Genomic DNA, 16,673 nt, shown 5'->3' with positions numbered 1-16,673 from the left:
CAGCTAAAAATCCCACTTTATAGTCCTACACTCCATCGGAAGGATCACATGAGTAATAAAGCCTCTGTTCTGTTCGTAGACAGCCGTGTTCAGGATCGCGCCACTTTGCTTGCTGGCTTGGCGCCAGATGTAGAAGTCTTTGTGCTTGATCCTGACGTGGACGGCTTGAGCCAGATGGCCGCCGTGCTGGCCGGGCGTAGCGATATCAGCTCCATTCAAGTGCTGTCCCACGGCACTGAGGGCATGGTGCAGTTGGGTAGCCTGAACCTGACTAGCGCCAATGTCGTTACTCACGCAGCGGATCTGGCGACGATAGGCAGTGCGCTTACCGCTGATGGCGATATTCTTCTTTATGGCTGTAACACCGGTGCGGGCACCGATGGCGAAGCGCTAATACAATCGCTGGCCAAACTGACCGGAGCCGATGTCGCAGCGTCCAGTGACCTCACCGGTGCGGTGAACCAGGGCGGCAACTGGAATCTGGGGTTGTACGCCGGAATCCCAGAAATTTCCGTCAGCCCAGCTCCAGTCCCGCCACGAGCGCATCCAGGTCGATGAACTTGCCGTCAGTCTGGAAGGTGTAATGCCCGTTCAGCAGGATGTGCCGCCAGGCCGCTGGCGACATCTGCGTGATCAACGCCAGCGCCTTGGCATTGCCAGCTGCCTCGTACTTCGTCAGCAGCAGGGACAGGATCGCCGAGTTGTAGAAGATGATCGCGTTGCCGATCAGCCTGGCGCACTGGTTGCTGATCTCGATTTCGATGTCGGTGCGGCCGGTCAATTCCTTCTTCCCACCGACTTGGGCGATGGTCGAGCGTAGCTGGTGATAGGACTCAATGCGGTTCTGCGAGCGGTGAACATTACGCTCCAGTTGCGGGTCGCGCAGGTAGCGCAGTGTGTAGATACTGCGGATGAGCTTGTCGAACTCGAAGATTGCGCGCCGCGTCGGGTTCGGCGCCGTATAGGTGCACAGCTTGCGGATCAGCGTGCCCTGCGTCATTTCCTTCAGGCCCAGTGTGGCGACGATTCGGTCGATGTTCGCCTTCTCACCGACGATGAGTTGCCGGTCGATCTGGCCAGCCGGCCGGATCAGGCATTTCTCGTACAATGCCAGATCATCGGCGCAATACAGCTCCTGCAACTGGTCGTCGAGGTCGGTGAAGCGCGGCTCGAAACGAAGTCCGAACCAGTGCAGGATGGCGAAGTTGGCCTTGTTGATGCTGTGCATGTCGCCGGTGATCGCGCTCGGCACGATGTCCGACGTGTTGCGGTACCAGATGTCGAACACGTGGTGAGCCTCGTACTCGTGTGCGCCTATCAGGTAGCCGTTCAACGGCACGTGATTGCACAGCAGCGTGTAGGCGACGACGCCCTTGCCGCGGCCGAAATATTTGCGCGAGTAGCGCGCCTTCACAGTTGGTCGCTCGACGCCGAATTTCTGCCCATCAACGGCACCGTACAACGAATCGAGGTCGAACGAGTAATGCGGGAAGATCGGCAGTGCGGCGATGGCGTTGCTGATGCAATCGTTGGCCACATGTAGCGTCGCCTGGCGCAGGTACTGCTGGTAGGTACTCTCCAGGACGTGGTACGGGATGTCGCTGGTACGTGCCATAACCTGGTTGCCGTGGTTCATGGCTTGGGCAATGATCACCGCCATCAGACTGTCGGCGTCGGCTACCTTCTTCGCATAGCGTGGCTGCAATGGTGTCAGCGCCGACAGGAACTGGCACTGGCCGTTGACGAAGCGAAACACGTCGGCGACATCGCAGTATGGCAGTTGCTCGTAGAGAGCTTGCTCGCGCGCCTTCTGGTTCTCCCCCTTGGGCTTGCGCCAGGTCAGTCTCTGCGTGTCCTTGTCGTATTCCAGGTGCGTCAGCTTGCCCTGTTTCAGCTCGCGATTGAACGCCACCCATTGCGCACGCAACTCGGCCGCCAGTGCATCGAGCTGGGCACTGACCGGCTGCCGCAGGAAGGGGATGTCCATCTGCGCGAGCACGGCGGCTTTCTCGTCCATCGAAACCAACTCGTCGGACAAATGCCGGTGCTGCAAGCTGTCGTCAATGTAGAGCTCGCCCGCCTGGAAGCGTTTCCTGACCTGACGGTAAAGCCAGAATTCGTAACGATCGGCATGCAGGCCTGTCGGCGTGCCTTCGGCATCGAACATCAGCAGGTACGGACGCAAGCGTTTCGGCAGCGTTGCCGCCGGACATTCGTCGAGTGGCCGTTGTGATAGGCGCTGCTGCTTGGCGAACACGCTCTTGGCCCAAGTCAGCGCCGCGAGCCATGGGTTATCGGGGGCCGTGCCGGCGAAGTCGAGCGCGACGTACAGCGGCCGTAGATGGCGTCGAATGCGTTCGGCCAGGCCGTCCACCGCCTGCCAGTGCAGCGCCAGTTTGTTCAGTGGCTTGACGCTCATGCGCTGCGCCGTGTTTTGCAGCAATTCCCTGGACATGATTTTGTAGGCGCGTTGGCGCACCTCGCCGAACGGCGTCGGATCGGCCACGCTGTCGTCCACGTACAGCGACAGCAGGCGGCCAACCTGCGGCGTTTCCTGATGGCGTCGCAGCTGTTCGGCGACAAAGGACTGTTTCGCACCCGTGCGGCTCTCGTCCTCAAGTTTTTTCATGTGGAAGGCCATCGCGTCGACCAGGTTGTCGGTGAGCTGCCGGTAACGTACCCAGGCATAGCACAGCAGGTAGAGCCGGGTCTGCTCCGCCTTCAGGTGGCGCAGGTCATGGACGGTATAGAAGTTCGCCAGGCTCGCGTAGTACAGCAGGTTCTGCTGCGAGATGCCGAGCTTGGGCAGCAGCGCCTTGGCGATCCCGTGCAAGGACTTCAGCGTGGCGCGCTTCTCGCGCTCCCCTGCCATCTGACGCCAGCCGAAATCTTTAGCGTCCTGCTTGAGCGCTGCCAGTTGAGACAGGGTGTCGTCACGCACCAGGAGCTGGCCCAGCGCAGCTTTGGCCGATTCGTCCAACACTTCTGCCAGCAAGCCGCCCAAGCGCCTGCGTTCGGTGGACAGGGCTTCACTGACCAGCTCTTGTAAGGTGGTGTGGCCGGGCCGGATGATTTTGTGCTCGCTGAGCCAAACGATCAGTTCGGCGGCCACGAATCCTGGCATTACGTCGCGCCGCACGATCTGTTCAGCCTGCTGTGCCAGTTGCGGCAGGAAGCTAGCCGCCCACGACCGGTAGCCGAACAGTTCGGCGATCTGACCCCTCTGGCTGTAGTGCTCATGCTTGGTGATCGCCTTGCGTTCGAACGCTTCGCCGTGGAAATAGCGACTCAGCACGAAGGCGCAATCGTCCTCGACCTCATGCCAATCGAAGCGGAAGAAAGCATGCTTGGCCTTGAAGTAGCCGATCTGCAAGACGCAATAGACTTGGGCCTGCAGGCTAGGCCGGCTGCTGGCGAACGCCAGTTCAGATTCGGTCAACGCCAGGTATTCCAGCCGCTGAGCATCGTCGAAGTCCGGTAGGCCGTACAAGGCTTCCTGCTCTGCGTCAGAAAAGACGGTGAGTAGCTTATTCTTGTTGCTCATCGACCGTCCTTCCCGCACCACGCCAACCTGCTCGCGTCAATGTTTCGATCAACGTAGTGCGCTTGACATTGAAGTTGCGGCACACCGCCGCCTTAGACATGCCGCCATCGAGCGCGGCGACGATGGCGTCCAGCTTCTCACCAGTGATCGCCTGCGGCCGGCCGCCGATCCGGCCGCGTTTGCGTGCGGCGGCCAAGCCCGCGACGACGCGCTCCTGAATCAAGGCGCGCTCGTACTGCGCGAGCGCACCGAACACCTGGAACAGGAATTCGCCCGAGGGCGTCGTAGTGTCCAGGTTCTCTGTCAGCGAGCGGAACGACACCCGCTTGTCCTTGAGCGAAGTCACAATGGCGAGCAGGTGCGACAGCGAGCGACCGAGCCGGTCGAGTTTCCACACCACCAGCACATCGCCGGCTCGAACGAACTCAAGCGCCCGCGCCAAGCCGGCACGGTCATCCTTCGCGCCAGAGGCACGATCCTCAAACAGGTGACGCGGATCGACGCCGGCGGCGAGCAGCGCGTCGCGCTGCAAGTCCGTGCTCTGGCGGTCGGAGTCCGACGACACGCGCATGTAGCCAACCAACATAGGCGGATAACCATCAAAAACAGGTTTCCGCATAATAGTGAATAGCGATAGAGTTTTCCGTACATTTTTGAGGGGGTGTTGCACAGGTAGCACAGCGGCGGCTGACAGCCTGTCGCAAAACAAATGTTTTACGACACCTCCTTGAGGTTGCCGCGTTTACATCATTACCTGAACAGGTATAAAATTCCGTCATGACAAACAAAGAAAAACCGCTCGAATGGATCGCGAGCAGCCACAAGGATTTGATGGCGTTGCCGTCCGACGTGCGTCGCCGTTTCGGTTACGCGCTCTCGTTGGCGCAGATAGGCGATCAGGATGACGCAGCAAAGGTGCTCAAGGGGTTCGGTGGTGCCGGCGTGCTGGAGGTCGTCGAAGACGATGCCGGCGGCACCTATCGAGCGGTATACACGGTCAAGTTTGCGGAAGCGGTGTTCGTCCTGCACTGCTTCCAGAAGAAGAGCAAGAGCGGAATCGCCACGCCAAAGGCCGACATGGACATCATCCGCGCTCGGCTGAAGGTGGCCGAGGTATTGGCACAGGAGCTACGAAATGCAAAAACGAATCATTGAAGGCGTCGAGGTTCAGCGCAGCTCGGGCAACGTCTTTGCCGACCTTGGACTGCCTGACGCTGAAAAGCTCAAGATCAAGACCGGCCTGGTGGTCGAGATCAGGAGGGCCATGCGCGCCCTTGGGCTGACTCAACAAGCGGCGGCCAAACGCATGGGCATCCCGCAACCGAAGGTGTCGGGCATGATGCGCGGCGACTTCACCAATCTATCCGAACGCAAGCTGATGGATTGTCTGAATCGCCTCGGCTACGACATCGAAATCAAGGTACGGCCAGCAGCCGAGCCGATCGGGCATCTAACGCTCGCAACCGCTTAATCGGAGCTCTCCTGATGGCAGCCCGCATCACCGACGACGAATGGGACGAACTGACTCCCGAGAATTTCGATACCACGGCACTGCTGCGTGCAGTCGATGCCGTGGACGTGCTGCGCGGCGATTTGAATGACAGCGCAGACGGCGCACCTCCGCAACTGCGCACCGACCTGTTGAAGCTGCATCAACTGGCAATGGCCGCGTTCAACGAGGGATCACGCAGCCGAGTGGCTGAGCTATTTGATCTCGCCGTGGATCTTCAGGATCAGGTTGATCATCTGATGACCTCGCTGGAACAAGTGCAAGAAACCCTGTCCCGGTTGACGGCGCTCTACCCAGAAAGCCTGTCCTGAATGTTCTTGGAGACAACCACATCATGAGCCGCAGCCGCCGCAAAACGCCCATCGTTGGGCACACGACCTGCCGTAGCGAGCGCGAGGACAAGAAACTCTGGCATCAGCGCTGGCGAACCCACGAGCGCACCGCGCTGGCCAGCGCGTCGCCGGAAGCTCTATGCGCCCATCTGCCTCTACTGGAAAACCAGGTCAGCAACGTCTGGTCGATGGGTAAGGATGGCCGCTCCTACTGGCCCATCAAGCGCCAGGCCGCCACGGCGGATCGCATTGCCAACCACAAGGGACGCAATCCGCAAGAGCGCGCCTCCCTGAAAAAGCGTCTGCTGCGCAAGTGGATGAGCAAATGAACCTGTCCACCATCGAGGCGCTGGCTATCGCTTGGGCGCGAATCGCTGAAGAAGCAGAACTCCCAGCCGGCTACGAGGGCACGGCGACGCCAGAGGCGCATCGGGCCTGCGAGGTGATCCAGGAGCGGATTCGAGAGCACGTCGTCGCCACCAATGACATGCGGCTGTTCGGCCTGCTGCACCTGCTTGGGCAGGCGTCGCTGCGCATGGAGCAAGCGCTGTGGCCGGAAGAATATGCGCGGATGACCCGCGAGGTCGAGGAAGCTCTCCGAGAGGCCGACGACCCCAACGCCAAGTCGTACACCCACGAAGAAGTCATGCAGGCGATGCAGGAACGCATCGACCGAGCGCGAGACAAAGCCATGTTGATCGGCTGACGGAAATTTCGGCGGTTCCGGCTGATCCAAGAATCTTGGCGTGACCTTACCTCCGCTCTACCGCTGGGTGCCAGCCTCGGCGCACGCCTAACCACCCAACTCAGAAAGGAAAATAAGTTGGTAAAACGCATTCCCGTATCCGAGCTTCGTCTCGGCATGTACATCCACAAGCTCGCCGGCTCTTGGGTTCGACACCCATTCTGGCGCGGCAGCTTCCTGCTGACCGAGCCTCAGGATCTCTCTGCCATTCGAGAATGTGGCGTCGGGGAGGTCTGGGTCGACTTGGCCAAAAGCCAAGTCGACCCAGAGAGCCCAGAGAGCCCAGAGAGCCCAGAGCCCAGAGCCCAGAGCCCAGAGCCCAGAGCCCAGAGAATTGTCGGAGGAGCAATCTCTGCCGTCTAGTCCACTAAGCAAGAAAAGTGACGGCGCAACCTCAATGGAGAGCGAAATGTGTTATGCACGGAAACTCTGTCTTGCGGCCAAGTCCCAAGTCATGGACATGTTCCAGGAAGCCCGGCTTGGCAAGGCCGTCGACCCAAGCACGACGTTGCCGCTGGTCGGAGAAATCGCTGCCTCGGTGCTGCGCCAACCTCATGCCCTCATCAGCGTCGCACGCATCAAAACGCACGACGATTACACCTACCTGCACTCGGTTGCCGTCTGCGCCCTGATGCTATCGCTGGCCCGGCATCTCGATCTAGACGAGGAGCAAACGCGCCTGGCTGGCATCGGCGGACTGATGCACGACCTAGGCAAGGCCGCGATGCCGCTGGAAGTGCTTAACAAACCAGGCAAGCTCACCGATGCCGAGTTCGCCATCATGAAGCGCCACCCTGTGGAGGGCGCAAAGATGCTGCGCGCAGGCGGGGCCGAGCCCGGGGTGGTGGACATTGCCCTGCACCATCACGAGAAGATCGACGGAACCGGCTACCCGGATCGCTTGGCCGGTGACGCCATTTCACTCCTGGCCCGCATGGGCGCAATCTGCGACGTCTATGATGCCGTGACGTCGGAGCGAGCCTACAAAAAGCCGTGGGACCCGTCCGCGGCGATGCGGCAGATGGCCAAGTGGGAGGGCCATTTCGACAAACGCATCTTCCACGCCTTCGTCAAGGCCGTGGGCATCTACCCCGTCGGCTCCTTGGTTCGCCTGTCCTCTCAGCGTCTGGCCGTTGTCGTTGAGCCGGGAATGGAATCACTGCTGACTCCCAAGGTTCGCGTGTTCTTCTCGCTACGCTCGAGAGAGCCGATCCCGATGCAGACCATCGACCTGGCGGCCACGAGTTGCAAGGACAGTATCACTGGCCCCGAAGACCCGACGCTCTGGAACTTCAAGAACCTCGACGACTTGTGGATGGAATAGCCCCCACAAAACGACGGCCCCGTGAGGGAGCCGTTGAACATCGTCGAGCGATGCCCGTCCAGGGAGGGATGGCCGAGCTCGATTCTCCAGAAGGTAGCTGGTGACACGAGTGTTGAGCCCACCCAACTAGGGTGACGGAAATTTCTGGGGTTCCGGCTTACATCCCCAATCTTGAGGTGCAGACCGGACCGATCGAGGCGGTGCTGCCGTTCAATACGCAGGCGCTGGCGGATTATCAGGGGGTATTGGCAACGGGTACTGCGCTGGAGCCGACTACCAGCGGCAACTACGACTCTGCCCAAGGCATTGCATTGCTGAATAACGGCGGACATGCCGATGTGTACTTGCACCAAATCAGCGGTGACAACTCGTACAACGGGGCGTCGCCACAATACGCGGCCAAGGTTGTAGTAGCTGATGCCTCCAACCACATCATTAATACGCTGACTGTCTCCGGCAGCGACTACGTCGTGAACGCCTCTGTCGCTAAATTGGCAAATGGTGGTTTCGTGGTCGCCTGGTCAGCCGATACCTCAGTCGACCACGACTACAGCACTTTCGGCGTGTTTTATCAGGTTTACGATAACGCTGGCGTTGCCCAAGGCACTACCCAGCCGCTGAGTAGCAAGGCTGGGCAAAATGTGTCGTTGACGTCACTGGCCGATGGCGGTTTTGCCGCAGCTTTCTATACAGCAGACCAGACATTGACGCTGGATATCTACGGCGAAAGCAATGGAACGCTGACCCGTACTAATGAAACGACGATGGGTGGCAATACCATTCGGTATTCAAGTGCCGAAGATCACGACGTTCTCTACAAATTCATGTATGGCGCGGGTCCGTCCATCGTCCAGTTGGCTGACAAGAGCATCGTGGTGACAGACGGTGTCTATGTCTATTACTCGCCCACCAGCACGCCGCTTGGCGATTATGCCTTCAAGTTCGACAGCATGGGTACGCCTGCCAATTTCGCTTCAGGCTATTCGAGCCAGCGCTTGAACTGGTCTACTACCGCTGGCGGCGGAGGCACTGAGGACGGCGAGCATGCCATCGCACTCAGCGGTGGCGGCTTTGCCGTGATCAGTCTGAACAGCTATGGCGGCACCCAGCAGTACGAACTGATGCTGTTTAACAGCGACGGCACGCCGGTTAATTCAGGCGATACCCTCACTCAGAACGGCTCCTATGACGGTGCTAATGCCCCTAAAACCATCTACGCGAAACAGATCGTCGCCTCCGTCAATCCTGGAGATAAGGCTTGGTACGTGCTGGGGCCTGCCCGCTTCAGCCTGGCCGAGTCAAGCGACGGGAAAATCCTGGTCGCCTTGCCAAAGAGCGATATGAGCGGTGTCAATATTTACACCTATACCAGTAGCGGCGTTGCCGTTTCTGGCCCCGTTGACTCGGGCATCACTGTGGCTGCGGGCCAATGGATTGATCATCCAGTCATCGTGCCCGCCGCCAATGGTGGCTTTGCGATTACCTATGATGCATTAAGCGTTGACAGCGATAGTGGCGTGATCTCCGGCACGGCCTACAGCTATGGCATACCCTATTCTGCAATCCCGGCTCCAGCCGCTCCGGCCCTGTCCCTGAGTTCAAGCAGCGATACCGGCGTACTCGGCGATGGAATCACCAGCGTAAAAGCCCCTGAAATCAAAGGGACCGGCGTCATTGACGCGACGGTCTCGCTTTACGATACCGATGGCACCACAGTATTGGGCACAGCTATGGTCGATAGCGCCGGCAACTGGACCATCACCAGCAGCACGCTGGCTGACGGTACTCATTCCCTGACGGCCAAGCAGACAAGCGGCTCCCAGACATCCGCGGCCAGTACGGTGCTTTCCCTTAAGGTCGATAGCGCTGCCCCGACGACGCCCTCTGCGCCGACGCTAGACTCGGCCAGCGACAGTGGCACGTCCACCACGGATGGCATCACCAAGATCGACACGCCAGTCATCACCGGCACGACCGAAGCCAACAGCACCGTCAAGCTCTACGACACTGACGGCATCACGCTACTTGGAACCGGCACGGCCAACGGGAGTGGCGCCTACAGCATCGCCACCTCGGCGCTCGTGTCTGGCACGCACTCAATCACCGTCAAGGCCACGGACGCCGCCGGCAACACTTCGCCAGCCTCGTCGGGCCTTACGGTGAATATCGACAAGAGCGCCCCGACGGACCTTGCCCTGAGTTCAAGCTCGATCAGTAGCCTGGCGGCGATCAATGGCGCGACATTAGCCACGTTGTCGAGCACCGATGCCCATTCGGTCAGCTATGGTCTGGCCACTGGCGATACCACCAATGATGCTGACAACGCGAAATTCTCGATCTCAAACGGCAATCTAATTGCTGCGCAGAATCTAGCCGTTGGCACTTATCACATCTACCTCAAGGCTAGCGACGCGGCCGGCAACGACGCATTCCAGGCATTGACCATCAGCGTCACCGACAGTCCTGCTGTGAGTTCCATCGTGCGGGAGACCGGAGCGGCGGTCGATCATGCAGTCTCGTCCGTGAACTACACCGTGACCTTCAGCCAAGCAGTAACCGGAGTGGACCTGAATGACTTCACACTGAACTCCACCGGGACCGCCACCGGAACCATTGCCGGCATCACCACCAGCGACAACATCACCTACACGGTCAACGTCAATAGTCTGACCGGCGACGGTACCTTGAGGTTGGACCTCAAGAGCAGCGGCACTGGTATCCAGAACGGATCCTCGGTGGCAATCGCCGATGGCTTCACCAGCGGCCAAGCCTATGAGCTTGATCACACTGCACCGCCGGCACCGACGCTTGCCCTGTCGTCAGGCAGTGACAGCGGCGCCTCGAACACTGATGGCATTACCAGCAACACAACGCCGGTATTCACCGGTACGGCTGAAGCCAACAGCACCGTCACGCTGTTCGACACCGACGGCACTACAGTGCTCGGCACGGTGACTGCCGACGGCTCCGGGGCCTGGAGCATTACCAGCTCAACGCTGAGTGGCGGAGCTCATGCCGTAACGGCCAAGGCGGTCGATGCAGTAGGCAACGTATCGTCAGCCAGCGTCGCAAAAAGCGTCACAATCGATACCGCCGCGCCTGCCGCGCCGACGGCCCTGGCCCTGGCCACGTCCAGCGACACGGGCGTGCCGGGTGACGGTATTACAAATCTCGGCACGCCAATCATCACCGGTACCGCCGAAGCCAACAGCACCGTCACGCTGTTCGACACCGACGGCATCACCATTCTGGGAACCGGCACAACCAATAACCTGGGTGTGTGGAGCATCACCAGCAGCACGCTGGCCAGCGGCACCCATGCACTGACCGCCAAAGCGGTCGATGCAGCAGGTAACGGTTCCGGAACAAGCACATCACTGTCAGTCACCATTCAAAACACGGCGCCTGCTGCGCCGGCTGATGTGATCCTGGCGCCAGCCAGTGACACGGGAACATTGGGCGATGGCATTACCTACGCCAACCGCCCGATCATCACCGGTACCGCCGAAGCCAACAGCACCGTCAAGCTCTACGACACCGACGGCATCACCATTCTGGGAACCGGCACGGCCAATAACCTGGGTGCGTGGAGCATCACCAGCAATGCCTTGTCATTGGGCAATCACAGCCTGACGGTTAAGCAGGTGGACGTCGCGGGCAATGTCTCCAATGCCAGCAGCGCCCTGGTACTGTCCATCGTCGCGGCGCCGGTTACCCCGACAGAGCCAACAACGCCGACACTGGTCGACGGCGTGCCGGTCACCTCGGCCCCTGTTACGTTGCCAAGTGGCGGTACCGGGACGTCGGTGACTATTCCTGTGGTGTCCAACGGCGAAGGGAGCACCGTGGGTAGCCCTAATGTGGCGGACATCCCGCTGGTCAAGGCCAACGGCGCTGCCCTGCTGACCAGCCAAGTGCCCATTGGCACCGGCCTGACATCGATTGGCGGCGCCAGCATGCCTGCTGGCAACTCGCTGGAAACGCTGATTGGGGGAGCCCGCAGAATTCGGAAAAAATCGTACGCTAAGGTTTTCCGGGCAGCCTTAGCGGCCGAAACTTCCCGTCCTCCAGCCTGCGGCTCTGCCGCCAGACATAATCGCCGGTCAGGTTGATGTGCTCCCACCCCAGCGGCGACAGGTACTGCAGCAGCTCGCCATCCACCGACTTCCCCGCTTCGCCCATCGCCTGGGTGGCGCGTTCCAAGTACACCGTGTTCCACAGCACGATGGCGGCCGTCACCAGGTTGAGACCGCTGGCCCGGTAGCGCTGCTGCTCGAAGCTCCGATCCCTGATTTCGCCGAGGCGGTTGAAGAACACCGCCCTGGCCAGGGAGTTGCGCGCCTCGCCCTTGTTCAGTCCGGCATGCACGCGGCGACGTAGCTCTACGCTTTGCAGCCAGTCGAGGATGAACAGTGTGCGCTCAATCCGGCCCAGTTCGCGCAAGGCCACGGCCAGACCGTTCTGGCGCGGGTAGCTGCCGAGCTTGCGCAGCATCAGCGAGGCAGTGACGGTGCCCTGCTTGATCGAGCTGGCCAGGCGCAGGATGTCGTCCCAGTGGGCGCGGACATGCTTGATGTTCAGGGTGCCGCCAACCATTGGGCGCAATGTCGGGTAGTCCTGGACGCTATTCGGAACATACAGCTTGGTTTCGCCGAGGTCGCGGATGCGCGGTGCGAAGCGGAAGCCCAGCAGGTGCATCAGGGCGAAGACGTGATCGGTGAAGCCAGCCGTGTCGGTGTAGTGCTCCTCAATCCGTAGGTCGGACTCGTGGTACAGCAAGCCGTCGAGCACATAGGTGGAATCGCGCACGCCGACATTCACCACGCGGGTGCTGAACGGTGCGTACTGGTCGGAGATATGGGTGTAGAACAGCCGCCCCGGCTCGCTGCCGTACTTCGGGTTGACGTGCCCGGTGCTTTCGCCCCGACCGCCCGCCCGGAAGCGCTGGCCATCGGAAGAAGAGGTCGTGCCGTCGCCCCAGTGAGCGGCGAAGGTATGACGGTACTGGTGGTTGACCAGCTCGGCTAGGGCCGCCGAGTAGGTTTCGTCTCGGATGTGCCAGGCTTGCAGCCAGGACAGCTTGGCGTAGGTCAGGCCGGGGCTCGACTCGGCCATCTTGGTCAGCCCGAGGTTGATCGCATCGCCCAGGATCGCTGCCAGCAGCAATGTCCGGTCTTTGGCCTCGGCACCGTCCTTCAGGTGGGTGAAGTGGCGGCTGAAGCCCGTCCAGTCGTCCACGTCCATCAGCAGTTCGGTGATCTTGATGCGCGGCAGCAACTGGCTGGTCTGGTCGATCAGCGCCTGCGCGGTATTGGGCACCGCGGAATCCAGTGGGGTGATCTTCAGCCCCGACTCGGTGAGGATGGCATCGGGCAGCTCGTTGTCCTTGGCCAGGCGGGTGACGGTGGCCAGCTGCTCGTCCAGCAGCTGCAAGCGCTCTTCCAGGTACTGGTTCCTGTTCGGGTTGATCGCCAGGGGCAGAGCCTGCGCATGCTTGAGCGCGGCGAACCTCTCTGCCGGCAGCAGGTAGTCGTCGAAGTCGCGGAACTGCCGCGAGCCCTTGACCCAGATGTCGCCGGAGCGCAGCGCGTTCTTCAGCTCTGACAGGGCGCAGATTTCGTAGAAGCGCCGGTCGAGGCCTTCCGGGGTTATCACTAGCGGCCTCCAGCGCTGCTTGATGAAGGCGGTGGGCGCATCGGCCGGCACCTTGCGCAGGTTGTCGGCGTTCATCTCGCGCAGGGTCTGCACGGCCGCCAGCACGCCTTGCGCAGCCGGGGCGGCGCGCAGTTCCAGCACCTCCAACAAGGCTGGCGTATAGCGGCGCAGGGTGGCGAAGTTCTCTCCAACCAGGTGCAGATGGTCGAAGCCCTCCGGCCGGGCCAGCAGCTCGGCCTCGCTGACGCTCTCGGTGAACTCGTCCCAGGGAATCACCGCCTCGATGGCGGCGTAGGGATCGCTGCCGCTTTCCTTGGCCTCCAGCAGGGCCTGGCCGATCTTGGAGTACAGGCGCACCTTGTCGTTGATCGCCTTGCCTTGCTTCTGGAACTGCTGCTGATGCTTGTGCTTCGCGCCGCTGAACAGCTTGACCAGGATGCGGTCGTGCAGATCGACCAGCTCATCAATCACGGTCGCCGTACTCTCCAGCACCACGGCGGCCAGGGTCGCGTAGCGCCGCTGCGGCTCGAACTTACAGAGGTCTTTGGGCGTCATCTGCCCACCCTCGCGGGCCAGCTTGAGCAGGCGGTTCTGGTGGATGTGCCGGCCCAGAGCTTCGGGCAAATCCACCAGCTGAAATGTCTTCAGCCGCTCGATGTGTTCGAGCATGTGCCGGGAGTTCGGTTTTAGTGGGGCCTGCCGCAACCAGGTCAACCAGGTGATGCTGCTGCCGGCCTTGAGCTTCAACAGCTCGTCCAGTTTGGCCCGATGCGAGTCCGTGAGTGGTTCGACCAGGGCGCGGTAGACCCGGCGATTGGCCCGCGCAATGGCTTCCGAGCAGGCCCGGTCAATCACGCTCAGCGCCGGCAGGATGCGCCGCTTCTGCCGCAGACTCTCCAGCGCCTGGCCGGCCAGCAGCAAACCCTTGTCGGTCTGCTGGGCCAACTCGGTCAGCTCGCGCACCAGGGCGCGGAAGTCGGACAGGCCGAACGGGGCCAGTTGTAGGTAGGTGCGCAGTTCCTGGGCGTGCTCGCGGCGAGTCACGTCGCGTTCGCCGTATTTCGCCCAACTCGTTGGGTCGGCCTGAACTTGCTTGGCCACCCACTGGATGACCGGCTCGGGCAACTCGCTGTCGCTGCCCAGCGCATAGCCTGGATATCGCAGCAGGCTGAGCTGCACCGCGAAGCCCAGGCGGTTGGCGTCGCCGCGCCGCTGGCGGATCAGCGACAGGTCGGAGTCGTTGAAGGTGTAGTAGCGGATCAGGTCATCCTGGCTTTCCGGCAACGCGAGCAGGGTATCCCGCTCCGTAGCCGAGAGGATCAAGCGACGCGGCATGTATCAATCGTCCGTGCGTAGGTACTGGTAGAGAGTTTCCCGGCTGATGTTGAACTCGCGGGCAAGCTGCGCTTTGGGCTCGCCGGCCGACGCCCGCTGTCGCAGGGTAGCAGCCTGCTCGTCGGACAGGGCCTTCTTGCGGCCCCGGTACGCGCCGCGCTGCTTGGCCAGGGCGATGCCCTCCCGTTGCCGCTCACGGATCAGGGCGCGCTCGAACTCGGCGAAGGCCCCCATCACCGACAGCATCAGGTTGGCCATCGGCGAGTCATCGCCGGTGAACACCAGGCCCTCTTTCAGGAACTCGATACGCACGCCGCGCTGGGTCAGCTTCTGCACCAGGCGTCGCAAGTCATCGAGGTTACGGGCCAGGCGATCCATGCTGTGCACCACAACGGTGTCGCCCTCGCGGACGAAGCCGAGCATGGCCTCCAGCTGGGGACGCTGGGTGTCCCTGCCCGAGGCTTTGTCGGTGAACAGCTTGCCGACCTCAACTTGCTCAAGTTGTCGTTCCGGATTCTGATCGTAACTGCTGACCCGGACATAACCGATGCGTTGTCCCTGCAAGATGCCTCCATGGGCTGTAGGGCTTACGTTGGTTTTTGGTTCCATTGCGCCCGAAGCCTTGAATTTGTCAGGCTGAAATCTATGACCTTGGCAAGCATGTGTCAAAGAATGTGAAAGCGGATTCTATTCTGACGGCGCGGTGCGGCCTTGCCTGACATCCAGTTAGGGTATAGCTCAGGCTGACATCCAAACAGGACGCCCTAGTCCGGGGGTGACTCGCAGAAATTGCCCTCTTCCTGTAGACTGTTGCGGCCATTGAGTTACTAAAGACACTCGATAAGACCTCATGCTTACCCTGCAAAACATGATCTGGCTGCCTACGCCGCCATAGCGCTTCGCCCCCCGCATCATCTGTGACTGCTTGCTCTGCCAGCGGTCGCGTTCTGCTGTGCTTTAGGTTTTAACACCCGCCACAGCTCCTCTACATCCGACAATTTGACCTCGTATCGACCAGCTGCACATGGCCTGCGCCATGCTGTTCTGCGCGATCCATTGCCTTGGGAATTCTGATGCTCCACTCGTTAAAACAAACCTGGTTATCCAACATCCGTGGCGACATCCTCGCCGGTATTGTGGTCGCACTGGCCCTAATCCCTGAAGCCATCGCCTTCTCGATCATTGCCGGCGTCGACCCCAAGGTCGGCCTGTACGCCTCTTTCTGTATCGCCGTGGTTATCGCCTTTGTCGGTGGTCGCCCCGGAATGATCTCGGCCGCAACCGGTGCAATGGCACTGCTGATGGTGACCCTGGTCAAGAACCATGGTCTTGAATATCTGCTGGCCGCCACGCTGCTATGTGGCGTGCTACAAATCGCTGCTGGCTACCTGAAGCTCGGATCGCTGATGCGCTTCGTCTCGCGCTCGGTGGTGACCGGTTTCGTCAATGCACTGGCGATCCTGATTTTCATGGCTCAGCTGCCCGAGCTGACCAATGTCACCTGGCACGTCTACGCCATGACAGCCGCAGGCCTCGGCATCATCTATCTGTTCCCCTATGTCCCCAAGATCGGCAAGCTCATCCCATCGCCGCTGGTGTGCATCATCGTGCTGACCGCCGTCGCCATGTCGGTTGGGCTGGATATCCGCACGGTCGGTGATATGGGTGAACTGCCGGATACGCTACCGATCTTCCTCTGGCCTGACGTGCCGCTGACATTCGAGACGCTGGCCATCATCTTCCCTTATTCGGCAGCACTGGCTGTGGTCGGTCTGTTGGAATCGATGATGACCGCGACCATTGTCGACGACCTGACCGACACCTCCAGTGACAAGAACCGCGAGTGCAAGGGTCAAGGCGTGGCCAACATTGCTTCGGGCCTAATCGGCGGTATGGCAGGTTGCGCGATGATTGGTCAGTCGATCATCAACGTTAAATCCGGCGGTCGTTCTCGTCTGTCCTCCCTGGCCGCAGGCGTATTCCTGCTACTGATGGTGGTATTCCTCGGCGACTGGCTGAAGCAGATCCCGATGGCTGCGCTGGTGGCAGTGATGATCATGGTGTCCATCGGCACCTTCAGTTGGGATTCGCTGCGCAACCTGAAGAAGCACCCGTTGTCGACCAACATTGTCATGGTCGTCACCGTGGTGGTCGTGGTCGCCACCCACAACCTTGCCTTCGGCGTGTTGGCCGGCGTACTGCTGGCCGCGATGTTCTTCGCCAACAAG

Annotated in this window: 14 protein-coding genes; 10 read left to right on the top strand and 4 right to left on the bottom strand. The window is 60.8% G+C overall.

Features of this window, described 5'->3' with window-relative positions:
• Window positions 1–48 precede the first annotated feature (48 nt).
• Window positions 49–558 (top strand): DUF4347 domain-containing protein, encoded by a 510-nt coding sequence (locus tag GQ39_RS32075; protein ID WP_081998030.1) that lies wholly within the window; start codon window positions 49–51, stop codon window positions 556–558.
• On the opposite strand, the gene GQ39_RS30765 is transcribed toward GQ39_RS32075, so the two are convergent.
• The gene (locus GQ39_RS30765) at window positions 515–3,544 is read right to left on the bottom strand and encodes a Tn3 family transposase (protein ID WP_010799689.1); all 3,030 of its coding nucleotides are present in this window, start codon (window positions 3,542–3,544) and stop codon (window positions 515–517) included. The genes GQ39_RS32075 and GQ39_RS30765 overlap by 44 nt on opposite strands.
• Window positions 3,528–4,130 carry a recombinase family protein gene (locus tag GQ39_RS30760; RefSeq protein ID WP_047539374.1) on the bottom strand — a complete coding sequence of 201 codons (603 nt, stop codon included), beginning with the start codon at window positions 4,128–4,130 and terminating at the stop codon, window positions 3,528–3,530. The genes GQ39_RS30765 and GQ39_RS30760 overlap by 17 nt, the downstream gene beginning before the upstream one ends.
• Before the next feature lie 191 nt (window positions 4,131–4,321).
• Here GQ39_RS30760 and GQ39_RS30755 point away from each other — a divergent pair, with 191 nt between their 5' ends.
• The 8 genes from GQ39_RS30755 (at window position 4,322) to GQ39_RS30720 (ending at window position 11,567) form a co-directional block, all read left to right on the top strand.
• A complete protein-coding gene (locus GQ39_RS30755; protein WP_003151133.1) occupies window positions 4,322–4,699 on the top strand; it encodes a type II toxin-antitoxin system RelE/ParE family toxin in 378 nt (125 codons plus the stop codon).
• A complete protein-coding gene (locus GQ39_RS30750) occupies window positions 4,680–5,015 on the top strand; it encodes a helix-turn-helix domain-containing protein (RefSeq protein WP_001172026.1) in 336 nt (111 codons plus the stop codon). Before GQ39_RS30755 ends, GQ39_RS30750 begins: the two co-directional genes overlap by 20 nt.
• Before the next feature lie 14 nt (window positions 5,016–5,029).
• Complete coding sequence (locus GQ39_RS30745) at window positions 5,030–5,365, top strand: hypothetical protein (RefSeq protein ID WP_000741275.1); 336 nt, start codon at window positions 5,030–5,032, stop codon at window positions 5,363–5,365.
• A gap of 23 nt (window positions 5,366–5,388) precedes the next feature.
• The gene (locus tag GQ39_RS30740) at window positions 5,389–5,715 is read left to right on the top strand and encodes a hypothetical protein (RefSeq protein WP_000091614.1); all 327 of its coding nucleotides are present in this window, start codon (window positions 5,389–5,391) and stop codon (window positions 5,713–5,715) included.
• The gene (locus tag GQ39_RS30735; RefSeq protein WP_001054412.1) at window positions 5,712–6,092 is read left to right on the top strand and encodes a hypothetical protein; all 381 of its coding nucleotides are present in this window, start codon (window positions 5,712–5,714) and stop codon (window positions 6,090–6,092) included. Before GQ39_RS30740 ends, GQ39_RS30735 begins: the two co-directional genes overlap by 4 nt.
• A gap of 156 nt (window positions 6,093–6,248) precedes the next feature.
• A complete protein-coding gene (locus GQ39_RS32070) occupies window positions 6,249–6,494 on the top strand; it encodes a DUF3391 domain-containing protein (RefSeq protein WP_232859924.1) in 246 nt (81 codons plus the stop codon).
• A gap of 91 nt (window positions 6,495–6,585) precedes the next feature.
• Window positions 6,586–7,455 carry an HD-GYP domain-containing protein gene (locus GQ39_RS30725; protein ID WP_223198360.1) on the top strand — a complete coding sequence of 290 codons (870 nt, stop codon included), beginning with the start codon at window positions 6,586–6,588 and terminating at the stop codon, window positions 7,453–7,455.
• 131 nt (window positions 7,456–7,586) lie between these two features.
• The gene (locus GQ39_RS30720; protein WP_152614048.1) at window positions 7,587–11,567 is read left to right on the top strand and encodes an Ig-like domain-containing protein; all 3,981 of its coding nucleotides are present in this window, start codon (window positions 7,587–7,589) and stop codon (window positions 11,565–11,567) included.
• Here the strand turns inward: GQ39_RS30720 and GQ39_RS30715 are convergent.
• Both GQ39_RS30715 and GQ39_RS30710 read right to left on the bottom strand, forming a co-directional pair.
• Entirely contained in the window at window positions 11,479–14,445 is a 2,967-nt protein-coding gene (locus GQ39_RS30715) for a Tn3 family transposase (RefSeq protein WP_019486346.1), read from the bottom strand. The two genes, GQ39_RS30720 and GQ39_RS30715, sit on opposite strands and share 89 nt — an antisense overlap.
• Window positions 14,446–14,448: 3 nt before the next feature.
• Window positions 14,449–15,009: a recombinase family protein gene (locus GQ39_RS30710; protein WP_011645023.1), complete on the bottom strand. Its 561-nt coding sequence runs from the start codon at window positions 15,007–15,009 to the stop codon at window positions 14,449–14,451.
• Window positions 15,010–15,518: 509 nt separating this feature from the next.
• Between GQ39_RS30710 and GQ39_RS30705 the strand changes: the two genes are divergently transcribed.
• Window positions 15,519–16,673, top strand: a 1,155-nt coding sequence (locus GQ39_RS30705; protein ID WP_047539342.1) for a SulP family inorganic anion transporter, incomplete at its 3' end; no start/stop codon positions are given.

Origin of the sequence: Pseudomonas sp. 11/12A (assembly GCF_000800055.1) — a bacterium.
Taxonomy (GTDB): Bacteria; Pseudomonadota; Gammaproteobacteria; order Pseudomonadales; family Pseudomonadaceae; genus Aquipseudomonas; species Aquipseudomonas mohnii.
Note: the sequence above shows the minus strand (reverse complement) of the source record. Positions and strands in the feature narration are given on the sequence as shown.